The sequence below is a fragment of the Dactylosporangium sp. CA-152071 genome (genome assembly GCF_050936335.1).
GTDB lineage: Bacteria > Actinomycetota > Actinomycetes > Mycobacteriales > Micromonosporaceae > Dactylosporangium > Dactylosporangium maewongense.
Map to the genome: position 1 here is coordinate 275,097 of NZ_JBNJMZ010000001.1, position 26,368 is coordinate 301,464.

General features: G+C 71.4%; 23 protein-coding genes. 8 read left to right on the top strand and 15 right to left on the bottom strand.

Features of this window, described 5'->3' with window-relative positions; translation table 11 throughout:
- Positions 1-244 precede the first annotated feature (244 nt).
- From ACQEVZ_RS01045 to ACQEVZ_RS01055, 3 genes are all read left to right on the top strand, one after another.
- Positions 245-709 (top strand): FMN-binding protein, encoded by a 465-nt coding sequence (locus ACQEVZ_RS01045; RefSeq protein WP_433359949.1) that lies wholly within the window; start codon positions 245-247, stop codon positions 707-709.
- A 163-nt stretch (positions 710-872) separates the two neighbouring features.
- Complete coding sequence (locus ACQEVZ_RS01050) at positions 873-1,217, top strand: hypothetical protein (RefSeq protein ID WP_433359952.1); 345 nt, start codon at positions 873-875, stop codon at positions 1,215-1,217.
- Between the two features lie 383 nt (positions 1,218-1,600).
- The gene (locus tag ACQEVZ_RS01055; protein WP_433359955.1) at positions 1,601-2,230 is read left to right on the top strand and encodes a hypothetical protein; all 630 of its coding nucleotides are present in this window, start codon (positions 1,601-1,603) and stop codon (positions 2,228-2,230) included.
- Here ACQEVZ_RS01055 and ACQEVZ_RS01060 read toward each other — a convergent pair.
- Complete coding sequence (locus ACQEVZ_RS01060) at positions 2,210-3,265, bottom strand: NAD-binding protein (protein ID WP_433359958.1); 1,056 nt, start codon at positions 3,263-3,265, stop codon at positions 2,210-2,212. The two genes, ACQEVZ_RS01055 and ACQEVZ_RS01060, sit on opposite strands and share 21 nt — an antisense overlap.
- A 92-nt stretch (positions 3,266-3,357) precedes the next feature.
- Here ACQEVZ_RS01060 and ACQEVZ_RS01065 point away from each other — a divergent pair, with 92 nt between their 5' ends.
- Positions 3,358-6,999 (top strand): hydantoinase B/oxoprolinase family protein, encoded by a 3,642-nt coding sequence (locus tag ACQEVZ_RS01065; protein ID WP_433359961.1) that lies wholly within the window; start codon positions 3,358-3,360, stop codon positions 6,997-6,999.
- Between the two features lie 63 nt (positions 7,000-7,062).
- Here ACQEVZ_RS01065 and ACQEVZ_RS01070 read toward each other — a convergent pair whose 3' ends face one another.
- From ACQEVZ_RS01070 to ACQEVZ_RS01120, 11 genes are all read right to left on the bottom strand, one after another.
- Positions 7,063-9,063 (bottom strand): amino acid transporter, encoded by a 2,001-nt coding sequence (locus ACQEVZ_RS01070; RefSeq protein ID WP_433359964.1) that lies wholly within the window; start codon positions 9,061-9,063, stop codon positions 7,063-7,065.
- A gap of 43 nt (positions 9,064-9,106) precedes the next feature.
- Positions 9,107-10,051, bottom strand: a complete 945-nt coding sequence (locus ACQEVZ_RS01075) for a metal ABC transporter permease (RefSeq protein ID WP_433359967.1) — start codon at positions 10,049-10,051, stop codon at positions 9,107-9,109.
- Positions 10,038-10,925: a metal ABC transporter permease gene (locus ACQEVZ_RS01080; RefSeq protein WP_433359970.1), complete on the bottom strand. Its 888-nt coding sequence runs from the start codon at positions 10,923-10,925 to the stop codon at positions 10,038-10,040. The genes ACQEVZ_RS01075 and ACQEVZ_RS01080 overlap by 14 nt, the downstream gene beginning before the upstream one ends.
- Positions 10,918-11,733 carry a metal ABC transporter ATP-binding protein gene (locus ACQEVZ_RS01085; RefSeq protein WP_433359973.1) on the bottom strand — a complete coding sequence of 272 codons (816 nt, stop codon included), beginning with the start codon at positions 11,731-11,733 and terminating at the stop codon, positions 10,918-10,920. The genes ACQEVZ_RS01080 and ACQEVZ_RS01085 overlap by 8 nt, the downstream gene beginning before the upstream one ends.
- Positions 11,726-12,679 carry a metal ABC transporter substrate-binding protein gene (locus tag ACQEVZ_RS01090; RefSeq protein WP_433359976.1) on the bottom strand — a complete coding sequence of 318 codons (954 nt, stop codon included), beginning with the start codon at positions 12,677-12,679 and terminating at the stop codon, positions 11,726-11,728. Before ACQEVZ_RS01090 ends, ACQEVZ_RS01085 begins: the two co-directional genes overlap by 8 nt.
- A 173-nt stretch (positions 12,680-12,852) precedes the next feature.
- Positions 12,853-13,911: an LLM class flavin-dependent oxidoreductase gene (locus ACQEVZ_RS01095; RefSeq protein WP_433359979.1), complete on the bottom strand. Its 1,059-nt coding sequence runs from the start codon at positions 13,909-13,911 to the stop codon at positions 12,853-12,855.
- Positions 13,901-14,293 (bottom strand): SCO5389 family protein, encoded by a 393-nt coding sequence (locus tag ACQEVZ_RS01100; RefSeq protein ID WP_433359982.1) that lies wholly within the window; start codon positions 14,291-14,293, stop codon positions 13,901-13,903. Before ACQEVZ_RS01100 ends, ACQEVZ_RS01095 begins: the two co-directional genes overlap by 11 nt.
- 15 nt (positions 14,294-14,308) lie before the next feature.
- On the bottom strand, positions 14,309-15,271 hold the full coding sequence (locus ACQEVZ_RS01105; protein ID WP_354901029.1) for an ATP-binding protein: 963 nt from the start codon (positions 15,269-15,271) through the stop codon (positions 14,309-14,311).
- Between the two features lie 108 nt (positions 15,272-15,379).
- On the bottom strand, positions 15,380-16,099 hold the full coding sequence (locus tag ACQEVZ_RS01110; protein ID WP_433359986.1) for a hypothetical protein: 720 nt from the start codon (positions 16,097-16,099) through the stop codon (positions 15,380-15,382).
- 243 nt (positions 16,100-16,342) lie between these two features.
- Positions 16,343-17,536 carry a hypothetical protein gene (locus ACQEVZ_RS01115; RefSeq protein ID WP_433359989.1) on the bottom strand — a complete coding sequence of 398 codons (1,194 nt, stop codon included), beginning with the start codon at positions 17,534-17,536 and terminating at the stop codon, positions 16,343-16,345.
- A 493-nt stretch (positions 17,537-18,029) separates the two neighbouring features.
- On the bottom strand, positions 18,030-18,287 hold the full coding sequence (locus ACQEVZ_RS01120) for a hypothetical protein (protein ID WP_344506393.1): 258 nt from the start codon (positions 18,285-18,287) through the stop codon (positions 18,030-18,032).
- A 30-nt stretch (positions 18,288-18,317) separates the two neighbouring features.
- Between ACQEVZ_RS01120 and ACQEVZ_RS01125 the strand changes: the two genes are divergently transcribed.
- Together ACQEVZ_RS01125 and ACQEVZ_RS01130 are read left to right on the top strand one after the other, a co-directional pair.
- Positions 18,318-18,572, top strand: coding sequence for a hypothetical protein (locus ACQEVZ_RS01125; RefSeq protein WP_433359992.1), 255 nt, complete (start codon positions 18,318-18,320; stop codon positions 18,570-18,572).
- A 108-nt stretch (positions 18,573-18,680) separates the two neighbouring features.
- Positions 18,681-19,472: a hypothetical protein gene (locus ACQEVZ_RS01130; protein ID WP_433359995.1), complete on the top strand. Its 792-nt coding sequence runs from the start codon at positions 18,681-18,683 to the stop codon at positions 19,470-19,472.
- 81 nt (positions 19,473-19,553) lie between these two features.
- Here the strand turns inward: ACQEVZ_RS01130 and ACQEVZ_RS01135 are convergent, their stop codons facing one another.
- Positions 19,554-19,928: a DUF488 domain-containing protein gene (locus tag ACQEVZ_RS01135; RefSeq protein WP_433359998.1), complete on the bottom strand. Its 375-nt coding sequence runs from the start codon at positions 19,926-19,928 to the stop codon at positions 19,554-19,556.
- A gap of 228 nt (positions 19,929-20,156) precedes the next feature.
- On the opposite strand from ACQEVZ_RS01135, the gene ACQEVZ_RS01140 reads away from it, so the two are divergent.
- Both ACQEVZ_RS01140 and zwf read left to right on the top strand, forming a co-directional pair.
- Positions 20,157-21,506, top strand: a complete 1,350-nt coding sequence (locus ACQEVZ_RS01140) for a dihydrolipoyl dehydrogenase family protein (protein ID WP_433360001.1) — start codon at positions 20,157-20,159, stop codon at positions 21,504-21,506.
- A 145-nt stretch (positions 21,507-21,651) separates the two neighbouring features.
- The gene (zwf, locus tag ACQEVZ_RS01145) at positions 21,652-23,091 is read left to right on the top strand and encodes a glucose-6-phosphate dehydrogenase (RefSeq protein ID WP_433360004.1); all 1,440 of its coding nucleotides are present in this window, start codon (positions 21,652-21,654) and stop codon (positions 23,089-23,091) included.
- A gap of 19 nt (positions 23,092-23,110) precedes the next feature.
- Here zwf and tal read toward each other — a convergent pair whose 3' ends face one another.
- Both tal and tkt read right to left on the bottom strand, forming a co-directional pair.
- Entirely contained in the window at positions 23,111-24,184 is a 1,074-nt protein-coding gene (tal, locus tag ACQEVZ_RS01150; protein ID WP_354902846.1) for a transaldolase, read from the bottom strand.
- 80 nt (positions 24,185-24,264) lie between these two features.
- Complete coding sequence (gene tkt / locus ACQEVZ_RS01155) at positions 24,265-26,328, bottom strand: transketolase (RefSeq protein ID WP_433360007.1); 2,064 nt, start codon at positions 26,326-26,328, stop codon at positions 24,265-24,267.
- Positions 26,329-26,368: the final 40 nt, after the last annotated feature.

The following is a 26,368-nucleotide window of genomic DNA, read 5'->3' on the forward strand; positions in this document are numbered from 1 at the left end:
CGAAGCTTCAGCACTCCGAATGATCACGGGTGGCCGTACCCATATCCTTGCGACACACCGAAACGGCCCGGACGATCTTCTGATCGCCCGGGCCGTTGGTTAAATCTCAAGCTAAGAATCCTCGAAGAACCGCGCGGCACAGTGACACGGTGCCTCGCCCTCTTCCGACCCGGCCCGTAGCCGGCGTCCAGCGTGACCCCGCGGCGCGTGCACACCGAGCGATCAGCTGGTAGGGAGGGCACGGATGAGGCGGATCACGCTGTGGCTGATGTCCACGTTGGCGGCAGTCGTGTTGCTGTTCAGCTACCGCACCAGCACGATGGGTGCGACGGCCCCGGACACGCCCGGCGCCGTCGGCGCGGCGCCGGGTGTGGTACCCGGCGGCCCAGCCCCCGGGCCGTCGGCCGGCTCCTCCGCCCCGCCGGGCTCCACGGTCGTCAACGGCACCGTCTCGCAGACCCGGTGGGGGCCGGTGCAGGTGCGGGTGATCATCTCCGGCGGCCGGATCACCGACGTGGTGGCGCTGCAGGTGCCCAGCGGCAACCGGCGCGACCGGGAGATCAACTCGAATGCGGTGCCGGCGCTGCGTGATGCGGTCCTGCGGGCGCAGAGCGCCGACTTCGACTCGGTGTCCGGCGCCACCGTCACCAGCGACGGCTACCGCCGCTCCCTGCAGGCCGCGCTCGACGCCGCGCACTTCGGCTCATGAACCGGCACCGCATCGCGCCGTGGATCGCCGGCCAGTGAGGAAACCGGGTCAGCATGCTGCCGCTGTGACCCGTGCGGCACGCCGCGACCGTCGCCGGCGGGACGGGTCCGCCGGCTTTGCCGGATCTCGCGCCGGTCGTCGCCGGCGGTGGGATGGTGATGGGGTGACGCTGCTCGCCCGGCCGGTCACCGCATCGGTGCGATCGGTGCTGCCCCCGGCGCGACGACTCAGCCCGGCCAGCGTGTGGGCGCTGGCCGGCGGGTACGCCGCGGCCTGGATCATCGTCGGCCCGTCCGACGGCGGGTGGCTGTCGTTCGCGGGTCAGCTCGCCGGCGCCGAAGCGGTCCTGCTCATGTCGGTCGCGATCGTGCTGATCTCGGTGTTGCCCGCGGTCGAGGCATGGTTCGACTGCGGCCCCGCCGGCATGGTCGGCGCGTTCGTGCGCCGGTTCCGCGAAGCCGGCATCCCGAACCGCAACATCCACCGCGAGCACTTCGACTGGCGCTGACCGTCCAGGAACGGCCGAATGCCCCTACCGCTCGAGGTCACAATGCACGCCACAGCAAGAGACCTACGAGGCGGTTTCCCTTCGCCAGCATTGCCTGGATCAGGTCGTGGGGATCGCGGTCGACCTCTCGGTCGTTCAGCCTCTCAGCTCAACTGTCACCCAGTTGGGCTCTCCCGCACGTCTCGTAGGCCTACCGCCCAACCTACGTCGAGGGTGTGACCGCGTGGGGTGAGTCATCGGGGCATCGTGAGGGCTGCGTGAGGCATCGGCGGGGCCGCGGGTGATTGGCGCGCGGCGTCCGGGGTAGTCGGCCGTGCACGACGCCACGCGCCCCGGGCGGCGCAACACGATCCGGTGTCGCGGCCATCCAGCGGGAGCCCAGCGTGTGGAATCCTCAGGAAACGAGCGGGCTCAGCGGTCACCTGGCCGAGGTGGTCGAGCGCTCGCGCGTCGCGGTGGAGCACGTCACCGAAGCGCTGTCGGACTCCGGCCCCTCCGCCGCGGACGCGCTGCAGGCTGCCGATAAGGCGTTGTACGCGCTGCACCGGGCCGTCGACGACCAGGCGTTGGCGATCGAGGAGACCCGGGACGCGGCGCCGGCCGGCGCTGTGCCGGCGATCCTCGCCGCCGCGCAGGTGAACGCCGACGCGGAGTGCGTCGCAGGGCTGGCGAAGCGGCTGGCCGAGATCGCCGGGTCGCGGCCGGCGCGGCCGGCGATGCCGGCCGAGGTGTGGGCCGTCGTCAGCCGCATGGGCCGGGTCTGCGCCGACCTGATGGTCACGGCGGGCGGCGCCGGGGCATCGCCGCCGGCCGGCACGGAGGAGCGGATCGAGGCGGCCGGTGCCGAGGTTGGCCGGCTGCGGCGACGGCTTGACCACCTGCTGCTGCACGAGCCGGCTCCGGTCGATGTGGACGCCGCGCTGGACGCCGTGCTGGCCTGCCAGTACTACACGCACTGCGCCGAACTCGCGGGTTCCATGGCGCGGCACGCATCAGGGCAGGCCCGCCAGTGAGATCCCGTCCAGGATCCGCCGCCACACCGCGTCGTTGAGGATGTCCCGATGGTGCGCCACCACCAGCTCGGCCTGGACGGGATCGGCAAGGTCGATCGACAGCCGACCGTCGTGGACGAGATGCGTGAGCAGGACCGCGATGCCCGTCGCAAAGGCATTCGACGCGCCGGTGGGTGTCCTGGACGCCAGGTTGTCGTCGCCGACGACCGTGACACCGGGATCCACCACCCGTGCGGTGCCGGGCTCCGCGAGCTCGACAACGCGGCCGAACCCGTCGGTCGTGGTGTCGAGCACGACGGATCCCGGCCGCATGGTCCGCAGGTCTCGCGCGGACACGAGCACCGGCGGCCGCCGACCCGGAATCTCGGCCGTGGCGATGACGATGTCGCTGTCCCGGACGCCCGCCGTGATGTCCGCGCACGAGCGTCGACGGGCCTCGCAGACGTGGACCTCCGCGCCCAACCGGCGCACGGTGACAGCGGCTTCGTAACCCGCGGGTCCACGGCCGATGACGAGGACCCGCGCGGGCCGGACCGCGCCGCCGCCGCGAGCGGGTCCGGAGAGGCCGCGGCCGAAGACGTCAGCGGCGGTCAGCGCCGCCTGGTAGCCGGCGACCCGCTCCTGCGCACCGAGGAAGTCCATCGGCCCCGCATGGCCAGGAGTGGGCGGCATCAGGTCGGCGGCGATGATGGTGAGACCCTGCTCGGCCCACCGGCGGACCAGATCCGGCACGCACAGCGGTCGCAGGAGACAGATGAGCGCCTGCCCGGCACGGAACCGGTGGGTCGCGGCGACGTTCGGTGGCCGGACACCGATGAGGATGTCGGCCGTGTCGAACACCTCGGCGCGGGGCACCGGCGTCGCCCCGGCCCGGGCGTAGTCGGCATCGGGGAACCAGGCCGCGCACCCGGCGCAGGTTTCGACGACGACCACGAGCCCGAGGTCGAGAATGGAACGGACGGCCGCGGGCACGACCGCCACGCGCCGCTCGCCGGGCGCGGTCTCGCTGTAGACGCCGACCGTCTGGTGTGCCACCGGGAATTCGCCTCCCCGCAGACTCCGCCAACGGTATCCCGTCCGTGCCCCCGCGACGACGCGTCACCGGCACCGGAAGAGGAGGTCCCGCGATGGTAGGCCGACGGTGGCAGTTCTGGATCGACCGTGGCGGCACGTTCACCGACATCGTCGCCAGGAGGCCGGACGACGGCCGGCTGGTGACGCGCAAGCTGCTGTCGAACAACCCGGCACGCTACGCCGACGCGGCGGTCGCCGGAATCCGGGCGCTGCTCGGTGTTCCCGACGCGGTGCCGATACCGGTGGACCGGATCGAGGCGGTGCGGATGGGGACCACGGTCGCCACGAACGCGCTGCTGGAGCGCAGGGGCGAACGCACCGCGCTGGTCGTCACCGAGGGCTTCGGCGACGCGCTGCGCATCGGCTACCAGAACCGGCCACGCATCTTCGACCGGCGGATCGTGCCACCGGACGTGCTGTACGAGCGCGTGATCGAGGTGGACGAACGGATGTCGGCCGACGGCACCGTGCTGCGTTCGCCGGACCTCGACCGGCTGGCCGACGACCTGCGGCGGGCGCGCGACAGCGGCATCCACGCTGTCGCGGTGGTCTGCCTGCACAGCCACCTGTACCCGGCCCACGAACGGGACATCGGGAGGCTGGCGGAGCGGGTCGGCTTCGACCAGGTCTCGTGCTCCAGCGAGGTGAGCCCGTTGATGAAACTGGTGCCGCGCGGCGACACCACCGTCGTCGACGCGTACCTGTCGCCGGTGCTGCGCCGGTACGTCGAAGCTGTGGCGGAGCAGCTGAGCGGCGTACGGCTGATGTTCATGCAGTCCAACGGGGGCCTGGCCGAGGCGGGGCACTTCCGCGGCAAGGACGCGATCCTGTCCGGTCCGGCCGGTGGCATCGTCGGCATGGCGCGCATGTCGCAGCTGGCCGGCTTCGACAAGGTGATCGGCTTCGACATGGGCGGCACCTCCACGGACGTGTCGCACTACGCCGGCCAGTACGAGCGGGTCTTCCACACCCAGATCGCGGGGGTACGGCTGCGTGCCCCCATGATCGACATTCACACCGTCGCGGCGGGAGGCGGGTCGGTCCTGCACTTCGACGGCGCCCGCTACCGCGTCGGGCCGGACTCCGCGGGTGCCGACCCCGGGCCGGCCTGCTACCGCAACGGCGGGCCGCTCACCATCACCGACGCCAACGTGATGCTCGGCCGGATCCAGCCCTCGACGTTTCCCCAGGTCTTCGGGCCCGACGGTGACCAGCCGCTGGATGCCGGCGTGGTGCGACGCGGGTTCGCCGAGCTGAGCGCGGCCATCGCCGGGCGCACCGGCGACGAGCGCACGCCGGAGCAGGTCGCGGAGGGGTACCGGCAGATCGCGGTCGCGAACATGGCCAACGCGGTGAAACGGATCTCGGTGCAGCAGGGCCGTGACGTCACCGGATACGTGCTCACGACGTTCGGCGGTGCCGGCGGGCAACACGCGTGCTCGGTGGCCGACTCGCTGGGGATCGGCGCCGTGCTCGTGCCGCCGATGGCGGGTGTGCTGTCCGCGCTCGGCATCGGTCTCGCCGACACCACCGCGATGCGCGAACAGTCGGTGGAGCGCCGCCTGGAGCCCGCGGCGATGCGGCAGCTGACCGGCGTCGCGGACACGCTGGAGGCGGCGGCCCGCTCGCAGCTGCTGGACGAGGACGTGCCGGCCCGGCGGATCAGGGTGCACCGGCGTGCGCACCTGCGCTTCGAGGGCACCGACACCGCGCTGCCGGTCGAGCTCACCGACCTGGACACGATGGTGACGTCGTTCCGGACGGCATACCGGCGCATGTACGCGTACCTCATGGACCGGCCGCTGATCGTCGAGGCGGTCTCGGTCGAGGCCGTCGGGCTGACCGAGCCCCCGGACCTCTCCCGGCCGGATGATCCCGCCGGCGCGCCCGGACGCGCCGCCGCACGGCCGCTCGGCACGACCCGCCTGTACACCGGCGGAGCATGGCGGGAGGTGCCGCTGTACGAGCGGGAACGCCTGCGCCCCGGCGACACCGTCGGCGGTCCGGCCATCGTGGCCGAGGCGGACGCGACCACGGTGGTCGACGGCGGCTGGCGGGCGGCGGTGACGAAGTTCGGGCACCTGCTGCTGGAACGGATGGGGCCGAGCGACACGGCCTCCGAGGCGACCACCCAGGTCGACCCGGTGCTGCTGGAGATCTTCAACAACCTCTTCATGTCGATCGCCGAGCAGATGGGCGCCCGGCTGGAGTCGACCGCGCAGTCGGTGAACATCCGGGAGCGGCTGGACTTCTCGTGCGCGCTGTTCGACCCGGACGGCAGTCTCATCGCCAACGCGCCGCACATCCCCGTGCACCTCGGCTCGATGAGCGCCAGCATCAAGGAGGTCATCCGTCGCCGCCGCGCCGGCATGCGGCCCGGCGACGTGTACGCGATCAACGACCCGTACCACGGCGGCACCCATCTGCCCGACATCACCGTCGTCACCCCGGTCTTCGGCACTCAGGTCTTCGGCACTCAGGTCTTCGGCGCCGACCGGTCCGAGGTGCTGTTCTACGTGGCCTCCCGGGGCCACCACGCGGAGATCGGCGGACTCACGCCCGGCTCCATGCCCGCGAACAGCCGCGACGTCCACGAGGAGGGCGTGCTGTTCGACACCTGGCCGCTCGTCGAGGACGGCCGGTTCCGCGAAGAGGAGACGCTCCGGCTGCTCATGGAGGCGCCGTACCCGTCCCGGAACCCGGCGACCAACCTCGCCGACCTGCGCGCCCAGGTCGCCGCGAACGCCAAGGGTGTCGAAGAGGTCGGACGGATGATCGACCACTTCGGCCTCGACGTGGTGCAGGCGTACATGCGGCACGTCCAGGACAACGCCGAGGAGGCGGTACGGCGCGTCATCGACGCCCTCAGCGACGGCGGGTACCGCTACGAGATGGACTCGGGGGCGGCGATCGCGGTCCGGATCACTGTGGACCGCGCCGGCCGCGCCGCGACGATCGACTTCAGCGGCACGTCACCACAGCTGGCGACGAACTTCAACGCGCCCTCGTCGGTCGTCACCGCGGCGGTGCTGTACGTCTTCCGGACGCTGGTGACCGACGAGATCCCGCTCAACGACGGCTGCCTGCGCCCGCTGCGCATCGTGGTGCCGGCCGGTTCGATGCTCGCGCCCGTGCACCCCGCGGCCGTGGTCGCCGGAAACGTGGAGACGTCGCAGGCGATCGTCGGCGCGCTCTACGCCGCGCTCGGCGTCCAGGCCGAAGGGTCCGGGACGATGAACAACGTCAGCTTCGGCAACGAGCGGCACCAGTACTACGAGACCGTCGCCTCCGGCTCAGGCGCCGGCGACGGGTTCGACGGGGCCTCCGTGGTGCAGACCCACATGACGAACTCCCGGCTGACCGACCCCGAAGTCCTCGAATGGCGCTTCCCGGTGCTCCTGGACGGGTTCGCCGTCCGGCACGGCAGCGGCGGCGGCGGCCGGTGGCGGGGCGGCGACGGCGCGGTGCGCCGCATCCGGTTCCGCGAGCCGATGACCGTCAGCACGCTGTCGGGCCACCGGCGCGTGCCGCCGTACGGCCTGGCCGGCGGCTCACCCGGCGCGCTCGGCACCAACCGGGTGGAACGCGCCGACGGCAGTGTCGTCCACCTCGCCGGCTGCGGCTCCGTCGACGTCCAGCCGGGCGACGTCCTGGTCGTCGAGACACCCGGCGGCGGCGGATACGGAACCCCATGAGCTTCGACCGCCTGCATGCGTCTGCCGCCCTCGCCGGTGCGCCGCCGGCATCGCCGTCGGGCGTCAGGCGCCGACGTGGATGCCGGGGCGGCGCTGCGGGTCGGGTTCCTGCTCGCGGATGATCTCGCGCGTGACGGGTGCGGTGTCGCCGCGGCCGAGGAGGAAGTAGCGGACCATGTGGACCAGTGGGCTGCCCTCGGCCCAGGCGAAGTAGCAGTGCGGGCGGACGCCGGTGGTGTCGCGCAGGGCGAGCAGGATCGCGGCGATGGCGTTCGGTGCCGCCGGGGCCTCGGCGCGCAGGACGCGATGCCCGTCGACCTCGGCGCCGCGGACGGTGAGGGTGTCGCTGAAGCTCGACGGGTCGACGACCGTGACCTCGAGGAACATGACATCGGCGGAGCCGGGGACGGCGTTCTCGCCGCGCTGTTCGAGCTCCTTCTCCGCGTACTCGGCCGCCGTGCCGGTGCCGGGGCGGTTGGCGATCAGGTTGATCCGCCCGTCGTAGGCGATGGTCTCGGTGACGAACCGGCGGGCGGCGTCGTCGAACTCGATGCGGTCCGCGCGCAGCTCCGTCGTGCGTGACACCCGGGAGATCAGCGAGACGGTGATGATGCCGGCGATGAACATGCCCGAGATGGCGAGCCCGTCGGGCTTGTCGCGGATGTTCTCCACCAGGGCGTAGGCCAGCACTGCGGTGAGCAGGCCGAAGCCGGACCCGGCCGCCTTGTGCCGCTGCCGGAACGCGGACACGGTGACGGCGAAGGCACCGGAGACCATCATGGCGAGGATGCCGGTGGCGTACGCGCCGGCCTGGGCGTCGACGTCGGCGCCGAACGCGATCGTGATGGCGACGCTGATCGCGGTGTAGACGAGCACCACCGGGCGCACCGCCCGGCCCCATTCCGGGGCCATGCCGTAGCCGGGCAGGTACCGGGGCACGATGTTGACCAGGCCCGCCATCGCCGACGCGCCGGCGAACCACAGGATGAGCACGGTGCTGAGGTCGTACACGCTGCCGAAGACCTCGCCGAGCTGCTCGTGTGCCAGCCAGGCGAGGGCCCGGCCGTTCGCCTGGCCGCCTGGCTCGAACTCGGCCGGCGGGATGAGCACGGTGGTGACGAAGCTGCTGGCCAGCAGGTACACGCTCATGATGGCGGCGGCCACGGTCAGCAGCTTGCGGGCGTTGCGGATGCGCGCCCGCAGCCGCTCCTGCGGGTCCTCGCCCTCGGCGGCGACGAGCGGCATCATGCTCACGCCGGTCTCGAAGCCGGACAGGCCCAGCACGAGCAGCGGGAACGCCAGCACGGCCGGCAGCGCGAGGTCGGTGAAGCCGGTGCCGCCGGCGGTCAGCGCGGTCGTCCAGGTGGAGAACGCGCCCGGCGTGGTGACCACCTCGACCACGCCGACGACGACGATGACCGCGTTGAGGGTCAGGAACACCGCGACGAGCGGGATGGCGACGCTGACCGCCTCGCTGAACCCGAGCAGGAACACCCCGCCCAGGACCAGCAGCAGGATCACGGTCAGCGCCACCGCGTGGCCGTGCAGGAAGCCCGGCGCGTGCGGGTTCTCCAGCACGTGCAGGCTCGCGTCGGCCGCGGACAGCGTGATCGTGATGATCCACGAGGTGGCGACGAACCCGAGCAGGACCAGCACGAAGATCTTGCCGCGCCAGAACGGCAGCAGCTGCTCCAGCATCGACACCGACCCGGCGCCGTGCGGGCTCTCCTTCGCGACCCGCCGGTACATCGGCAGCATCCCGAACAGGGTCAGCGCCACGATCAGCAGCGTCGCGAGCGGCGACAGCGCCCCGGCGGCGGTCGCCGCGATGGCCGGCACGTAGGCGAGGCTGGAGAAGTAGTCGACGCCGGTCAGGCACATCACCTTCCACCAGGCGTGCTGCTCGGCGTGCGCCTCCCCCGCCGCCGGCCCGACCGGCTGCACCCGGTGCCGCAACAGCCACCGGGCGACCGGACCACCGCGCGGCGGCCGTCGGGCCGGTGTCTGCACCACCGCCGGCACCGCGTATTCATCCAGCTCCGCGGCGTCCTCCGTGGTCCCCATGCGTCCTCTTCCCAGCCCGTGCGAACGGCGGTTCCCGCCGTGATCACGGTACGAGTATCCGCGCCCTCCCGCCGCCCGGGGGGAAGCCCTCGTCCGGTCCGCGGTGGCGGCGGCGCAGCCACCGGGCGAGCAGGCCGCGGCGTGGTCCGGCGAGCATCGAGGCGGCGAAGCAGCCGGTGGCGACCAGGCTGATCGCCGCGCCGGCCGCGACGTCCCAGCTGCGTGACAGCAGCAGGCCGCCGATGGTGCTGGCAACGGCGAGGCTCACGGCGACGGCGGTCATCGTGGCGATCCGGTCGGTCCAGAGCCGGGCCGCGCCGGCCGGGGCGACGACGAGCGCGAGGGTGAGGATGGTGCCGACGGCAGGCACGGCGGTGACGACCACCGCCGAGATCAGCAGCAGGAGCCCCAGGTCGATGGCGGTGGTGCGGTAGCCGGCGGCCCGGGCACCGGCACGGTCGAACGCCGTGTACGTGAGCGCCTTGTGGCCGGCGCCCAGCGCCGCGGCGACGATGACGGTGACCGCCACGGCGACGTACAGGTCCTCGGTGGTCACGGTGAGGATCGAGCCGACGAGGTACGCGGTGAGGTCCTTGGTGAACCCGCGTTGCGCGGACAGCAGCACCACGCCGAGCGCGAACCCGGCGGCGAGCGCCACGGCGGTCGCGGTGCTCGGGTCGTGCCCGCGCCGCCGGGACAGCGCGACGACGGCGAGGGCGGCGAGGACTCCGGCGGTGGCGCCGCCGAGGTACAGGTCGACACCGACGACCGCGGCGATGACGACGCCGGGGAAGGTGGCGTGGGTCATCGCCATGGTGAAGAACGACAGGCGCCGCAGCACGACCTGGACGCCGAGCAGGCCGGTGGCGGCACCGATGAGGACCGCTTCGACGAGGGCGCGGTTGAAGGCTTGGTTGAGGGCTTGGTTGAGGGCTTGGTTGAGGGCTTGGTTGAGGGCTTGGTTGAGGGCCAGGTCAAGCGACGGCATCGGCGTGCCTCCTGCGGTGCGTGACGCGGCCGGCGAGCCGGCGCAGCGGCGGGACGAGCAGGGCGAGCAGGTACAGCGCGACGAGGGCGAGCACGACGGTGGCGCCGCTGGCCAGGCGCAGCCCGTAGGTGACGGATGCGTGGTAGCTGACGACGAGGCCGGCGTAGCCGGCGGCGGCCGCCGCGACGACGCCGGCGGCAGCGATCACCGCGAGGCGGTCGGAGAGCAGCCGGCCGGTCGCGGCGGGGACGACGAGCAGCGCGACGACGAGGATGGTGCCGACGGACTGGGCGGCCGCGACGACGACGAGGGCGACGCTCAGGTTGAGCAGCAGGTCCAGCAGCCACACGCGGTAGCCCATGGCCGCCGCGGTCTGCGGGTCGAACGCCCGCAGCCGAAGCTCCTTGGCCGGCAGGCCGAGCGTGAGCAGGACGACCCCGGTCACGGCCGCGGTCTGGGCGAGCTGGGTGGGCGTGACGGCCAGCAGCCGGCCGAACAGGAAGGCGGTGAGGTCGGCGCTGTACGAGCTGCGGCGGGAGACGAGGATGACCCCGACGGCGAACATCGCCGCGAGCAGGACGGCGAGGGCGGTGTCGTCGGTGACCCGCCGGGACCGGGTGAGCAGGGTCAGCAGCACCGCGGTCACCGCCGCGGCGACGAGCGCGCCGGGGAACACGCCGCCGGCGCCGCCGGCGAGGAACCCGACGACGACGCCGGGGAAGACGGTGTGGGTCATCGTGTCGGCGACGAACCCGAGCCGCCGGACCAGCACGAACGTGCTGACGACGCCGGCGAGCAGTGCCAGGAGCAGCAGTTCGGCCAGGGCGCGGCCCATGAACGGCGTGGTGAACGGCTCGACGAGGACGCTACGCATGGCGGTTCGCGATCGGGTGGGCGACGATGACGCGGTCGCCGCGCAGTTCCAGGGCCTGGCTGCCGTACGTGGCGCGCAGCAGGGCTGGGGTGATCACGTCGTGGACCGGCCCGAACCCGTACATGTGCCGGTTGAGCAGGCAGGCGGCGTCGCAGGCCAGGTGGGCCAGGGTCAGGTCATGGGTGCTGATGACGACGGCGGCGCCGCGGTGTTTGAGTACCTCGATCGCCGTGAGCAGCGCGTCCTGGCTGAGCGCGTCGACGCCGTTGAACGGCTCGTCGAGCAGCAGCAGCCGGGGCTGCTGGGCGATGGCCCGGGCGAGCAGCACGCGCTGGCGCTGCCCGCCGGACAGGGTGCCGAACCTGGCCTTGGCCCGGTCGGCGAGGCCCACCTGGGCGAGGGCCTCCGCGGCGATGCGCCGGTCGGCGCGGCCGGGCCGGCGCAGCCAGCCGGTCCGGCGGTAGCGGCCCATGAGCACGACCTGCGCCACGGAGATCGGGAACTCGGGGTCCAGCGTGTCGGCCTGCGGGACGTACGCGACGTCGCGGCGGGCCGCGGCCGGCGGCTTCCCCAGGACCGTGATCGTGCCGGCGGTGACCGGTACCAGGCCGAGGACGGCCTTGATGAGGGTGGACTTGCCGGCGCCGTTGGGGCCGATCAGCGCGACGGTCTCGCCGGGAAGGACCTGCGCGTCGACGTCCTGCAGGGCGGGGGTGCCGTCGTAGGCGACGGTGGCGTGCTCGATGCGCAGGGCGACGCCGACGGGGAGGGCCGTCGGCGTCGCCGGTCCCGACGCGGGCTCAGCCACCGAGCGCCTTGACGATGGTGTCGGTGTTGTGGGCTTCCATCTTGAGGTAGGTGTCGCCGGCGGAGCCTTCTGGGCCGAGGGTGTCGCCGTACAGCGCGTCCTCGCCCGCGACGACCCTGACGCCGGCCTGCCGGGCGATGGCCTCGGCGGTCTTCGGCGGCAGCGAGCTCTCGGAGAACACGGCCTTCGTGCCGCTCTGCTTGATCTTCGCGACGATGTCGTCGACGTCCTTGGCGGACAGTTCGGCGGAGGTGTCGAAGCTTGGGATGATCGAGCCGACGAACTGCAGCTGGTACCGGTCGATGTAGTAGCCGAACGCGTCGTGGTTGGTGACCAGCTTGCGGTCGCCGGCGGGCAGCTTGCCGATCTTCGCGGCGATGTCGGCGTCCAGCTGGTCCAGCTTGGCGCTGTAGTCGGCGAGGTGCTCGGCGAACGTCGCGGCGTCCGCCGGCGCCGCGGCGCTGAACGCCTTCTCGATGGTCTGCACCATCAGCTTGGCGTTGCGCGGGTCGTGCCAGATGTGCGGGTCGCCATGGTTGGCCCCGTCGGCCTCGTCGCCCTCACCCTGGCGGATCTTCACGCCGGTGCTGGCGTCGACCGTGGTCCCCTTGAACCCGGCGGAGCTGATGGTCGCGTCGAGCCAGCCTTCCAGTCCGACGCCGTTCTTGACGAGCACCTTCGCGGCGCCGATGGCGGTGAGGTCGGCCGGGGTCGGCTCGTAGTCGTGCGGGTCGATGTTGGGCTTGATGAGCTGCGTGACGGCGACCCGGTCGCCGCCGATGTTGCGGGCGAAGTCGGCGACCTGGGTGGTGGTCGCGACCACGGCCAGCTTGGCGCCGGCGGCGTCCGCCGGTTGGGCCGTCGTGCCCGCGTCGTCGCCGCACGCGGCGAGCCCGGCCGCCAGGCCGGTGAGCGCGGCGGCGACTGCGAGTGTTCGCAGCTTCATATCGGTTGCTCCTCGGATTCGAGTCGTCCGTCGGGCAGTCAGCCGCCCGAGCGAGCCAGACGATACTCGTTTTCATTTTCAATAACGAGCCGTCGCATCGCAATGTGCGCATGCGGAACGCACGCCGGCGCAGGCAGGCGATGTGGGCCGGTGATGTGGGCCGGTGGTGCGGGCTATCGTTGCCCGGCTGGAGGCTGAGCGGCGGCCGGCAGGCGGCGCAGCACGGGGAGCACCTCGGCGCCGAGCCGGTCGATGTTGCGGATCGTCCGCTCCGGCGTGCCGCCGGCCTCGACCATGAGCAGCACCCGCCGGACGCCGGTGCCGGTGAGCGTGCCGGCGAGCCGCCGCACGCACCGGTCGGGTGGCCCGACCGGGTGGATGGCCAGCAGGTGGTCGACGTAGTCGGCGAGGTTCCGGGTCGTGGTGGTGCCGTCGATGCGGACGTGTTCGCCCGCCCTGGCCAGCCAGGTGGGTAGCGTGTCGCGGAGGATGTCCTCGGCCTGTGCGGTGGTGTCCGCGACGTACGCCAGATGCGCCGAGACGTGTCCGGCGCCCGGCTGGGCGTGACGCAGGATCAAATCGGCCTTGCCGGTGTCGGTGTCGTGCACGCCGAGCAGCAGCGGCAGCCCGCGACCGGCGGCGAGGTCCACAGTGGAGGGTGAGGTCGCGGCGACCCAGACGGGCAGCGCACGCGGCGGCCGCGGTACGACAGGGACGGTACGGAAGCCGAACCGTGGCCCGTCGCCGCGGACGGTACCGGCGCCGCCGAGCGTGGCGAGCAGGACGTCGAGGGCCTCGGCGAAGCCGTCCGGGCTGTAACGGTCCAGGCCGGTGCCGAAGACCTCGAGGTCGACCCATGGGCCGCCGCGGGCGACGCCGAGATCGAACCGGCCTCCGGAGACGGCGTCGAGCAGCGCGGCCTCCTCGGCCAGGGCGACCGGGTGCCGGTTGGACAGGTTCGCCGCGGCGGTGCCGACCCGCAGCCGGTGCGTCCGGCCGAGGACGAACCCCGCCATCGCGACGGCGGACGGGCAGGTGCCATACGTGACGAAGTGGTGCTCGGCGAGCCAGACGCCGTCGAAGCCGGCCCGCTCGGCCGCCTGCGCATAGGTGGCCGCGGCGCGCAGCGCGTCGCCGTGGCCGGCGCCGGGGAACTGCCCGGCCAGCAGGAACGCGTCGACACGCAACGTCCCGCCGGCCGGGCCGATGCCGGTGCCCGGATCAGCAGTCACGAAGCTCCGGTGACTGGTTGAGCAGCTGACCGCGCGGGGAGACGAACGCCTGGTACCGATCGCCGCCGACCGCCGCCGGGGTGAACGCGGCGACCCGGTGGCAGTTCTGGAACGCGAGCTTCACCCCGAAGTGCCGCTCCAGGCCGCCGCGGATCGCGTCGCTGGCCAGGGCGCGCAGCAGCTGGCCGCGTTCGGCCTCGCTCGGCGGCGGCACCTCGTGGTCGGCGAAGTCGACGCCGGTGGCGTGCAGGTCGCCGGCGACGCCGCTGATGACCGTCCACGCGTACGGCAGGGAGTCGCGCACGCAGGCGACGAACTCGGCATCGTCGACAGGGCCGGCCTCGGCCCGCTCCAGCAGTGCGGTGGGGACGTCGAGTGACATCGTGTGCTCCTTCGGTCAGTGCGCGGCGACGGTCGCCGGCTGCAGGACAAAGTCGGGGTCGATCTGCGCGGTCAGGTCCGCGCCGGCGCGGGCGTTGCCCCAGGCGGTCGCGTTGCGGGTGTGGAACTCGGCGGCCTGTGCGGCGTACCGGGGCCAGTCCTTGCCGCAGCCGTCCAGCGCGGCCCGCATGGTGCGCAGGGCTTCGGCGTTGCCCGCCTCCAGATCGCCGATCGGCAGGTGCCGGCCGCGTTCGGCAGCCTTCACGAACGCGGACCGGCCGATCCAGCCCAGCAGGTCGTCGCCGACCTCGTCGCGCAGGAACGCCACGTCGTCGGCGTCGTCGACCTTGTTGCCCACGACGGCGACGCGCACCCCGTGGTCGCGGGCGTAGCCGGTGTACTGCCGGTAGACCCCGACGCTGCGCACGGTCGGCTCGCAGACCAGGAACGTCAGGTCGAAGCGGGTGAACAGCCCGGAGGCGAACGAGTCGGCGCCGGCGGTCATGTCCACCACCGCGTACTCCCCCGGCCCGTCGAGCATGTGGTTGAGCAGCAACTCCACCGCGCCGACCTTCGAGTGGTAGCACGCGACGCCGAGGTCGTCGACGGCGAACGGGCCCGTCACTGCGAGCCGGACGCCACCGACCGGCCGGACGAGGCGGTCGTAGATCGGGTTGCCGTCGCCGACGCCGACCAGCCGCGACCCCGCGCCGGGCGGCGTGGTCTTCAGCATCGCCGCGGCCGAGGCGATCCGCGGGTTGTCCCCGCGCAGGTGTTCCTTGATCTCGTCGAGGTGGTCGCCGAGCGCCGGCAGCAGCGCGGCCTCGTCCTGTCCGGCGCCGAGCGCCACGGCCAGGTGCTGGTTGATGTCCGCGTCGATCGCCAGGAGCGGGACGTGCTGTTGGGCAAGGTACCGGGCGAAGAGCGCAGCCAGCGTCGTCTTGCCGCTGCCACCCTTGCCCACAAACGCTGTCTTCACAACGTTAGTGGTATCGGTTTTCATTTTCACCGTCAAGCGGTTCGCCCGGATTCGGCCCTTCCGGCACCTCGACCACGTGACAACTTGAATTGCGACTGCGCTGAGGCCTTACGACGATGCGCCTGGATCGTCGCGGAAGCTCAGCCCGGCCTCATCCAGCGCCGCCCGTAGGCGTTGAAGGGCGTAGGCCCCGACGCCGTGCAGCGCCAGCACCTCGCGTTCGCTGAGGCCGGCCACCTGTTCGAGCCGGACCACGCCGAGTGCGGTGAGCGCACGCGTCGCGGCCGCGCCGATGTGCGGCAGCGGGATACCCGGCTCGGGCACCGGTCGGTCCCGGGACGGCCGGGGATGGCCCTCGTGGTCCAGGACGGCGGCGCCGCGCGGCGACAGCCGGTACCCGATGTCGAGCGACTCGGTCAGGCCGCGTTCCTTCAGCTTGCGCACGTCCTGCTTGAACGACGGGGTGTCGCGCCCCATCCGCTGCGCGAGGTCGGGTGCCCGGGTGGCCGGCAGCTCGTCGATCAGCAGCAGCGTCTGGCGGGTCCACGGCCCGGTCGAAGAGGCACGGTCGAGCCGGTCGAGCCACACGACGATCGCGTCGATCTCGGCGTCGTCGGGCACCGACTCCCGCAGCGCGTGCCGCGGGTCCACGCCCGCGTACCGCAGCCCGATCCGGTACACCGGACGCTCCGGGTGGACACGGTCCAACCCCTCCCGCAACGCGACCAGCGACGCCGCACCGGCCCGGCGGGCGTCCGCTGCGGTCAACGACCTCACCGGCACCCGGTCGACGGACGTGATCTCGACCAGCCCGACCGCCGTACGCATCTGGGTACCAACCTTGACACGAGGCCGATCCCACCGGCGGAACGCCACATCGACATCACCGGCACGGATCGCCGCCAACTCCGCCGGACGCATCTGCACGCCCCAGTTCAACACACGCCACGACCCATCGGACGGTCCGCGCATCCGGCGTGTCACACCGCCGCTACGCCGGGGTCTGCGTACACAGTCAGGGGCGCGGCCCGGAGTTCCGGGTCGCGCCCCCTGACTGATGGTCCCGCTGACTTACCTGCCGATCTGCTGGCCGTTGTCGGCCCAGGTGTTGTTGCTCCACGTGGGGAGCGTCGAGGCGTTCAGGGCCTGGGTGCCGTAGTAGCCGCCCTTGGGCCAGAAGCCGCCGCCGGACTGGCGCATGAACTTGTTGTTCGTGACCTTGCCGTTGGTGATCTTGTAGCCGGCGTCGTACCAGTAGAACGAGTAGCCGCCGCCGTTCATCAGGTTGCTGTCGACGACCACGTCGCTGATCGGGCCGATGTCGGCCTTGAGCAGGATGCACGACGTCTGGGTGTGCTGGTTCTCCAGGCGGTTGTGCAGGATGCGGACGTACGTCGCGTTCGTCGACTGGATGACGTCGTTGTGCTGGGCGGAGCCGGAGCCGCCCGGGTCGTGCAGCCAGGAGTCCTGGACCGTGCCGCGGCCGTCGATGCGCAGGATGTCACCGGAGCCGTGGGCGTTGACCCGCAGGAGGGTGTAGCCGGTGCGGCCGATGAGGGCGATACCACCGGTCGACGCGTCCTTGAGCTGGCCGTCGATCTCGGTGTCCTCGATGCGCAGGTTGGCGTTGTCGTCGGTGGAGGTCACGGCCTGCACGTTGGCCACGCGGATCCGGCTGTTGCGGATCGTCACGTTCTTGGCCTTGATCTCGATGTGGCCGTTGATGTCCTTGCCGTCGATGACCGTGCCGGCGACCGTGATCGTCATCGGGCCGGTGTACGGCGTCAGCGTCACCTTCTTGCGCGTGTCACCGGGCAGGCCCTGCGGGTAGCCGGTGTTGTTGGCGGCGGGGAAGCCGGCCACCGTGTAGGTCGGGTTTCCGCCCGCGCCCGGCGGCGTCGTGCTGGTGCTCGTCGGCGTGGGAGCCGTGGAGCCGGAGGGCGAAGCCGAAGCCGAGGCAGAAGCCGAGGCCGAAGCGGAGGGGCTACCCAGGCCGGTGGAGGCGGACGGGGCGACGCCCGTGCTCGCGGAGGCGCCGGGCTGCGCGCCATAGGCGGGGAGAGCGCCAAGGTCGGGGAGATCCTTGCACGCGCTCAGGCTGCCGGCGGCGAGCACCGCCGCCACGATGCCGACGCCCGCGCGGCGTAGCGGGCTGCGGCCGGTCGCGGAACGCGAAAAGGTCTGCGCGGGGTGGAGCGGGAACTCGTCGGCGGGGACGCTGGGCAGCCCGTCGGTGAGGTCATGCGAGGTGGAGTGCTGGTTCATGCTGTGGGAATCCTCCCGGTCAGTCGACATCCGTCCGTCGACGGCCATTGGCCTGTCGGATCTTGTCGGCATGAAAGTTCGGTCGGGGTTCCAGACCTAACTACAACTTTCCTTTGTCTGCGGTACACGCTCATTGACTGCGTGATGACCGGCGTTCAGCGCCGTCCGAGACATTGCCGTAACCATTCCGTTCGAAAGCATGCCACGGTTCGGCGAGGGAATGAATCCTTGAGGTATAGACACACCGCTACCTTTAACAGCCTTAAGTCAAAGCTAAGAAGCAGTACGATTCAGAAAACCCACGTAAGCCCCGGATCGGACATATCGGCGCAGGCTTGGAGTGACCCAGATCACACCTATTGGTGCGGCCGAGAATGACGGTCTTCGTCGTTTCGGCGATGCCGCAAATCATACAGCCACATAGCCGTTTGGCTAGCGCCACCAGGCCTGACCAGCAAGCCGTCGATTCAGTTCCCGGAGTCTGCCCGATGGCTCATTCCCGGACCTGCAGGTCGACTTGTGGCGTGGCGGACAGTTGGCCCATGTCAAGGTTGCGCCATTCCGCTGGACCGCAAACCGATTCCGAAATAGAACTTCCGGCATTGAGGGCCGGAATAGACCGGCCGAATTCGTGGCGGCGCCGGCACGGCACCATTCCCACGTTTGTCGTTTGCGGATTGCTGACGCTCGACGGCGGTTTCTCATTGTGATCGACGACCGCCAGATCCTGTTCGACGGACTCGATCCGCATGAGCGGCGGCCATCGGGGTAACCCGTGGATATGTTCGATCCCTGGACCTGGCGTGACCCGGCGGCACTCGCCGGCGGCTACAGCGGCGTCCCCGACGAGGACCTCGGCGTGGACACCCCCGCACCGGCGCCTCCCCCCGACGGCCGTACCGACGTCGACCTCACCGGCTACCACTTCGGCAACGACCCCCTGGCCGACTCGGCCGACGCGGCGGCGATCCTGTCCGCGCGCGGGGTGGCGGCGCTGCCGCTCACCATCGACGAGTACCTCTTCTCCGGGCAGTAGCAGCCGGGGTACCTCGCCTGGTTCCTGTCCCGCCTGGCCGCGTCCAACGTCTCCGCGGCGGCGCACGCGATCTGGTCGGACTGCTGCGTCGCCGGCACGCTCGACTCGGTGCTGTGGAACGGGCAGCCCACCGGGCAGTGGTGGACGTACCGCGCCTACGCCCAGATGACCGGGAACCTCGTCGCGGCGACCGGCTCGGGTCCGATCGGCGTCGCCGCGAGCATCGACCGCAACGCCGGCCGCGCGGTCGCGTTGCTGGGCAACCAGACGGGCCAGACCGGCACCACCACGGTGGCGATCCGGGGCGTGCCGTCGTGGCTCGTCACCAGCGGCCGCGCCCGCGTCACCGTGGCCCGCATCGCCAACCAGTCCCCGCTGACCGGCCCGGCGGTCGTCTCCAGCACCGACGTCGCCGTCACGGGCGGCCCGCTGAACGTGGCGGTGCCGATGACGTCGGGCTCGGACGCGTACACCGTCACGCTCGGCACCCCGCTGGACGGCGGCACCACAGGCGGCCCGCTCATCGTCGACGCCAACAGCCCCGACTTCTCGTACGGCGCGAACTGGGGCGTCACGACGGGGGTCCCGGACATGTTCAACGGCACCGCGAACTGGAGCCACGTCGCCGGCGCCACGGCCACCTTCCGCTTCACCGGCACCCAGGTCGCGCTGCACGCCGTCCGCGACGCCGACCAGCAGATCATGGCCCTGTCGCTCGACGGCGGCGCCGAGACCCTGGTCGACAACTACGCCGCGGCGCGCAACGCCTCGGGCGTGGCGTGGACGAGCCCGGTGCTCGCGGCCGGCTCGCACACCCTGCGGATCCGGTTGACCGGCACGAAGAACGCGGCCAGCAGCGGATGGAACGTGGCGATCGACAGCGCCGACGTCACGCCGTAGCCCTCCTCCCCGGTCCCGGCCGTGCGGCGTCACGGCCGGGACCGCACCGGCGGTCAGGAATCGTCACGCACCCTGACCGGGTCAGGTCGTGGAGGTCCTGGCGCCGGTCAGCCACTCGGCGAGGACGGCGGCCTGGCTGTGGTCGACGTCGTGGGTGGCGGTCAGCAGCGTCACCTTGTCGTGGGCGGCGACGGCTCGGAGATGCTCTGTGGCCTCCTGGCGCTCGGGCTCGCGCAGTTCGGTGAGGTAGCGGCGGCGGAACTCGTCGAAGCGGCCGGGTTCGTGGCCGTACCAGCGGCGCAGCTCGGTGGAAGGAGCGACGTCACGCAGCCACTCGTCGAGCTGCGCGGCCTCCTTGCGCATCCCCCGCGGCCAGACGCGATCGACCAGCACCCGCTTGCCGTCGTCCGGCGAGGACTCCTCGTAGATCCTGCGGTACGTGATGTCCTTGGTCACGGCGGTACTCCCCCACTGAGCGCACTCGGATGAGCCGGTGGACGTCGTCTTCCATCATGCGCCGACACGATGGTAACCAGGCCGCGGGGGCGCGGGAGGCGGCGGATGTGTCGGGGGCCGTGGACCTGGGTAGGGCAGCACACTCACGGGCAGCCGGGCGGGCAGCACTCACGCGGCGGCGCCAGATCGTTGCTGCCGTCAACGACGAGGTACCTCAGAAGGAGGATCATGAAGAAGTCCTTTGATGTCGTCGTGATCGGAACTGGGGAAGCCGGCTCAACGGTGGCCGCGCGATGCGAGGCGGCCGGCCGGAACGTGGCGATCGTTGATTCCCGGCCCTACGGCGGCACCTGTGGGTTGCGCGGCTGTGACCCCAAGAAGGTGCTGGTGGGAGCGGCCGAGATCATCGACCGGAGAAGTCGCATGCAGGGCCGCGGCGTCACCGGGGATCTGCGCATCGACTGGCCGGAGCTCATCCGGTTCAAGGCCACGTTCACGGACCCGTTTCCCCGGCAGCAGGAGGAGATGCTCGTCAAGGAGGGGGTGGAGACCTTCCACGGGCGGGCTCGCTTCGTCGGCGAGCGTTCGATCGAGGTCGGCCAGGACGTGCTCGACGCCGCGAACCTGGTCGTGGCGACCGGCGCGTGGCCGAGAAAGCTGGGCATCCCGGGCGAGGAGCACCTCACCCGCAGCGACCAGTTCCTCGACCTGCAGGAGCTGCCCCGGCGGATCGTGTTCGTCGGAGGCGGCTACATCGCCTTCGAGTTCGGCCACATCGCGGCCAGGGCCGGCGCGACGGTCACCATCCTGCAGCAGGGCGACCGGCCCCTCAAACAGTTCGACCAGGACCTCGTGGCCCGGCTCCTGGTGCGCACCCACGACGCGGGCATCGACGTCCGGACCGGCGCCCAGGTCACGGGGGTCGAAGGAACGCCGGGGAACTTCAGGGTCACGGCCGCGACCGATTCGGGATCCGAGGTGTTCGAGGCGGACATGGTCGTCCACGCGGCCGGTCGCGCACCCGAGATCGACGACCTCGACCTGTCCACCGCCGGGATCGAGGTCGATCGCCACGGAATCCGGGTCGATGACTACCTGCGGAGCGTCTCGAACCCAGCGGTGTACGCGGCGGGGGACGCGGCCAGCAGCGGCGGTCTTCCCGAGACGCCCTTCGCTCAGTACGAGGGCGGCCTCGTCGCCGAGAACCTCCTGAACGGCGACCAGCACACGACGGACTACCGCGGCCGGGCGAGCGTGGTCTACTCGATCCCCGCATTGGGCGCGGTGGGGATGACCGAGCAGGAGGCCCGGGCCGAGGGCCTGAGCTTCGACGTGAAGCAGGCGGACACCTCGAGCTGGTACTCGGCGCGACGGGTCGCCGAGCCGGCATCGATGTACAAGGTCCTGATCGAGAAGGGCAGCGGCAGGATTCTCGGCGCGCACCTGTTGGGCCCCGAGGCCGACGAGCTCTCGAACCTCTTCGCGCTCGCCATCCGGGCGGACATCCGCGCCGACGCGCTGAGGGAAGCGCTGTTCGTCTACCCGACCCAGGCCTCGAACATGGCCTGGATGGTGTAGCACCGGTGCCGGACTCCACCGGCGCGGTCATCGGTGTACGAGCCGCCGGGCCGGGTAGCGGTCAGGAGTACACGTACATCCGCAACGGTCGGAGTGACCAGGGATCATGAGCGTTCAGTATGCAGCGCCTGGTGTCAGGGAGTCGGTGACGCCGCGGCAGGAGGGCGCACCCCGCGAGGATCACGTGATCGTGCTCTTCGGCGCCACCGGGGACCTCGCCAGACGCAAGCTGTTACCCGGGCTGTTCAGCCTGGCCAGGGCGGGTCTACTGCCGCCCCGCTATCGGATCGTCGGCTCGGCCCGCTCCGCGGTCACCGACGACGAGTTCCGCCGGCGCGCCAGGGACGCGGTGGCCGAGTTCGGCACGGCGGAGCCGACCGGCGAGGCGTGGCACGAGTTCGCCGAGTCGTTGTCCTACGGCTCGGCGGAGCCGGCGCACCCGCAACCGCTGCTCGACGCGGTGGCGACGGCCGAGCAGGCGATCGGCGGGCACCCCCGCCGGCTGTTCCACCTGGCCGTGCCGCCGCGGGGTTTCACGCCCACGATCGGCATGCTCGGCGACACCGGCCTGGCGGGCAACGCACGCGTCATCGTCGAGAAGCCGTTCGGCACGGACTTCGCCTCCGCCCGCGCGCTCGACGACGCCATCCACACCACCTTCGACGAGTCCCAGGTGTTCCGCATCGACCACTTCCTCGGCAAGGAGTCGGTCGACAACATCCTCGCCCTGCGGTTCGCCAACGGACTGTTCGAGCCGATCTGGAACCGCGACCACATCAGCCACGTGCAGATCGACGTGCCCGAGACGATCGGGATCGAGGGCCGCGCCGGGTTCTTCGAACAGACCGGCACGTTCCGCGACATGATCGTCACGCACCTGTTCCAGGTGCTGGGTTTCGTGGCCATGGAGCCGCCGACCTCCCTGGCCGCCAAGCAGCTGCGCGACGAGACCACCAAGGTCTTCGAGGCCATGCCGCCGGTGGACCCCACCCAGGTGGTGCGCGGCCAGTACCGCGGCTACCGCGACGAGCCCGGCGTCGATCCCGGCTCGCAGACCGAGACGTTCGTCGCCGCCCGCGTCGAGGTGGACAACTGGCGCTGGTCGGGGGTGCCGTTCTACCTGCGCTCCGGCAAGTCGCTCGGGCAGCGGCGGCAGGTGGTCACCCTCGGGCTCAAGCAGCCGGCCCTGCGGATGTTCGCGCTGGACCCGAGTTTGGCGTGCGCGATGTCCAACAACGAGCTGGTGATCGACTTCGACGATCCGGGCTGGATCGCGGCCCGCTTCCTGGCCAAGGAGCCCGGCGCCACCATGCGCCTCACCGAGGCTGCCATGACGTTCCGGTACGCGGACTCCTTCTGCACCCAGTGCGCGCTGGCCGGCTATGAACGGCTCATCCTCGACGCGATGCTGGGCAACCAGTCGTTGTTCACCCGCGCCGACGGTGTCGAGCGGCTCTGGAAGGTGTCCGGCCCGTTGCTGGACAATCCGCCACCGGTGCAGCCGTACGACCCCGGGTCGTGGGGCCCGGACGCCGTTCACCGGCTCATCGCGCCGCACCACTGGTACCTGCCGGACGGCCGGTGACGCATCCGCCCGGCCGGCATCAGGCGACCGCGGCACGCTGTGCGGAGATCCTCTCCACGAGGTCGTTCCAGGCGGCGACGAACTGCTTCGCCCCGTCGGACTGCAGCTTCGCGGCGAGGGCACCCTCGTCGAGGCCGGTCTCACGGAACCGGGCCAGCATCGCGTCGCAGCCATCGCCGTCGGCGGGCATCGGCGCCCCCATCTCGCCGTGGTCGTAGAACGCCTCCAACGTGACGTCGGGCATGGTGTTGATCGTGAACGGCGCGGCGAGCCCGTACACGTAGAGCGTGTCGGAGGCGGCCGGGTCCTTCGTCCTGGTGCTGGCCCACAGCAGCCGCTGGATCCGCCCGCCGGAGTTCTGCACACGCTGCACCCGGTCGGAGTCCATGAGCTGCCGGTACGACCGGTAGGTGGCCAGGCCCACGGCAAGCCCGAGCTCGTCCTTGAGCTCCTCCGGCACGCGGGTGGCGACCTCGACGTCCCAGCGGGACATGAAGACCGAGGCGACCGACCCCACGGCGGGATCGAGCTGGCGCTCCATCCGGCGCTCGACGCCGGCCAGGTACGCGTCCGCGGCGGCCTCGTACTGCTCCGGTGAGAACAGCAAGGTGACGTTCACGGGCACCCCGGACGCCACGCACTCGGTGATCGCCGGCAGGCCCTCCGCCGTCCCGGGAATCTTGATCAGCAGGTTGGGCCGTGCGGCCCGGGCGTGCAGCGTCTTGGCGGCCTCGATCGTCCCCGCCGTGTCGGACGCGAGCAGCGGCGACACCTCGAGCGACACCCACCCGTCCACGCCGTCGGTGCGCTCGTGCACCGGCAGGAACTCGTCGGCCGCCCGCCGCAGGTCCTCGATCGCCAGCTCGTAGAACAGCTCCTCGCTGGAGAGCCCGGCCCTGGACCCCTGCCGGATCGCGTCGTCGTAGTAGCCGGACTCGATGGCCTTGTCGAAGATCGAAGGATTCGAGGTGAGGCCGGTGACCGAGTACTTGTCGATGTAGTGCTGGATCTTGCCCGAGTCGAGCATGCCCCGGGTGATGTTGTCGAGCCAGAGGCTCTGCCCGTGCTCGTGCAGCGTCTGGGTTGCCTTCACGTCCCCTCCTTGCCTGCCACAACCCCTCCTTGCCTGCCACAACCCCTCGTTGCCTGCGCCGGGCGAGGCCGCCTCGACGGTCAGGGGTTCGCGGCCGCTTGTTCCCGGGCGACCTGCGTCACCCGTTCTGGTGTGAACCCGAACTTCTTCTGCAGCTGCTTGAGCGGTGCGGAGGCGCCGAACGTGTGCATGCCGACGATCGCGCCGGCGTCGCCCACGTACCGTTCCCAGCCGAGCGTGGACGCCTGCTCGACCGCGACCCGGGCCCGCACCGCCGGTGGCAGCACCTCGTCGCGGTACTGCCGCGGCTGCCGGTCGAACAGCTCCCAGCACGGCATGCTCACGACCCGGGCACCGATCCCGTCGGCGGCGAGCTCGTCGCGCGCCGCGAGCGCGAGCGCGACCTCCGAGCCGGTGGCCAGCAGGATCACGTCCGGCTCGCCGGACGGCGCGTCGGCCAGCACGTACGCGCCCCTCGCGACCCCGTCCGCGCCGGCCAACCGGGTGCGGTCGAAGGTCGGCACCGGCTGTCTGGTGAGCACGAGCGCTGCCGGCTCACGTCGCAGTCCAGCGACCACCCGCCAGCATTCGACCACCTCGTTCGCGTCGGCCGGCCGGAACACCTGCAGCCCCGGCGTGGCCCGCAGCGAGGCGAGCTGCTCGACGGGCTGATGGGTCGGCCCGTCCTCGCCGACCCCGATCGAGTCGTGGCTGAAGATGTGCACCGTCGGGATCTCCATCAAGGCCGACAGCCGGATCGCGCCACGGGCGTAGTCGGAGAAGATCAGGAAGGTCGACCAGTACGGGCGGAGCTTGGTCAGCGCCATCCCGTTGGCGATCGCCGCCGCCGCGTGCTCGCGGATACCGAGGTGGAAGTTGCGTCCGAACTCGTCGGCCTGGAAGTCGCCGGCGCCGGGGAACGTAAGGCGCGTGTCGGTGGACGGGGAGAGGTCGGCCGACCCGCCCAACAGCCACGGCACCGCCTGCGCCAGCGCGTTGAGCACCTGACCCGAGGACTCGCGGGTGGCGATGCCCTTCGCATCGGCCGGGAAGGTGGGAAGCGCGTCCTGCCAGCCGTCCGGAAGCTCGCGGCGCTGCATCCGCTCGATCTCGTCGGCCAGCTCCGGATACCGCGCCCGGTACCCCTCGAAGCTCGACCGCCAGGCGGCGCGGGCCGCGCCACCGTGGGCACCGATGCCCTGGGCGAACCACCCGTACACGTCGTCGGGGACGTAGAAGTCGATGTCCTCTGGCATGCCGAGGAACCGTTTGGTCTCCCGGACGGCCTGCGCCCCGAGGGGCTTGCCGTGCGCCTGCGCGGTGCCTTCGACCGGGGAGCCGTAGCCGATGTGGCTGTGCACCACGATCAGCGTCGGGCGCTCGCGTTCGGTCCGGAAGTTGTGCAGCGCCCGCTCCACGGCGTCCAGGTCGTTGGCGTCCGCAACGGTCGTGACGTTCCAGCCATACGCCAGGAACCGCTCGGCCACGTCCTCGGTGAACGCGAGGTCGGTGGAGCCCTCGATCGTCACCCGGTTCGAGTCGTAGATCCAGCACAGGTTGGCCAGCCGCAGGTGACCGGCGAGCGAGGCGGCCTCCGACGCGACGCCTTCCATCATGTCGCCGTCGCCGGTGATCGAGTACACGTCGAAGTCGAACATCGGGAAGTCGTCCCGGTTGTACCGGGAAGCCAGCCACCGGCCGGCGATGGCCATCCCCACCGAGGTCGCGTCCCCCTGGCCGAGCGGCCCGGTGGTGGCCTCGACGCCGCTCGTCCACCGGTACTCGGGGTGGCCGGGAGCGCGCGAGTCGAGTTGGCGGAAGGTCTTGAGGTCCTCGAGCGTGATCGAGGGACGGCCGAGCACCTCGTAGTCCGGGTCGACCGCCCGTGCCCCGGTCAGGTGGAGCAGCGACCACAGCAGGGCCGAGGCGTGGCCCTCGGACAGCACGAACCGGTCCCGGTTCGGCCAGATCGGATCGGCCGGGTCGAACCGCAGGAACCGCTGCCACAGGGTGTACGCGACCGGCGCGATCCCCATCGGCGTGCCCGGATGTCCGGACTCCGCCCGCTGGACCGCGTCCATGCACAGGCCGCGGATGGTGTTGACGGAAAGGGTGTCCAGATCGATGGCCGTGGTAGTCAACATGGCCTCCAAGGATCGTAGATCTTGGTGTAGACCTTGCGCC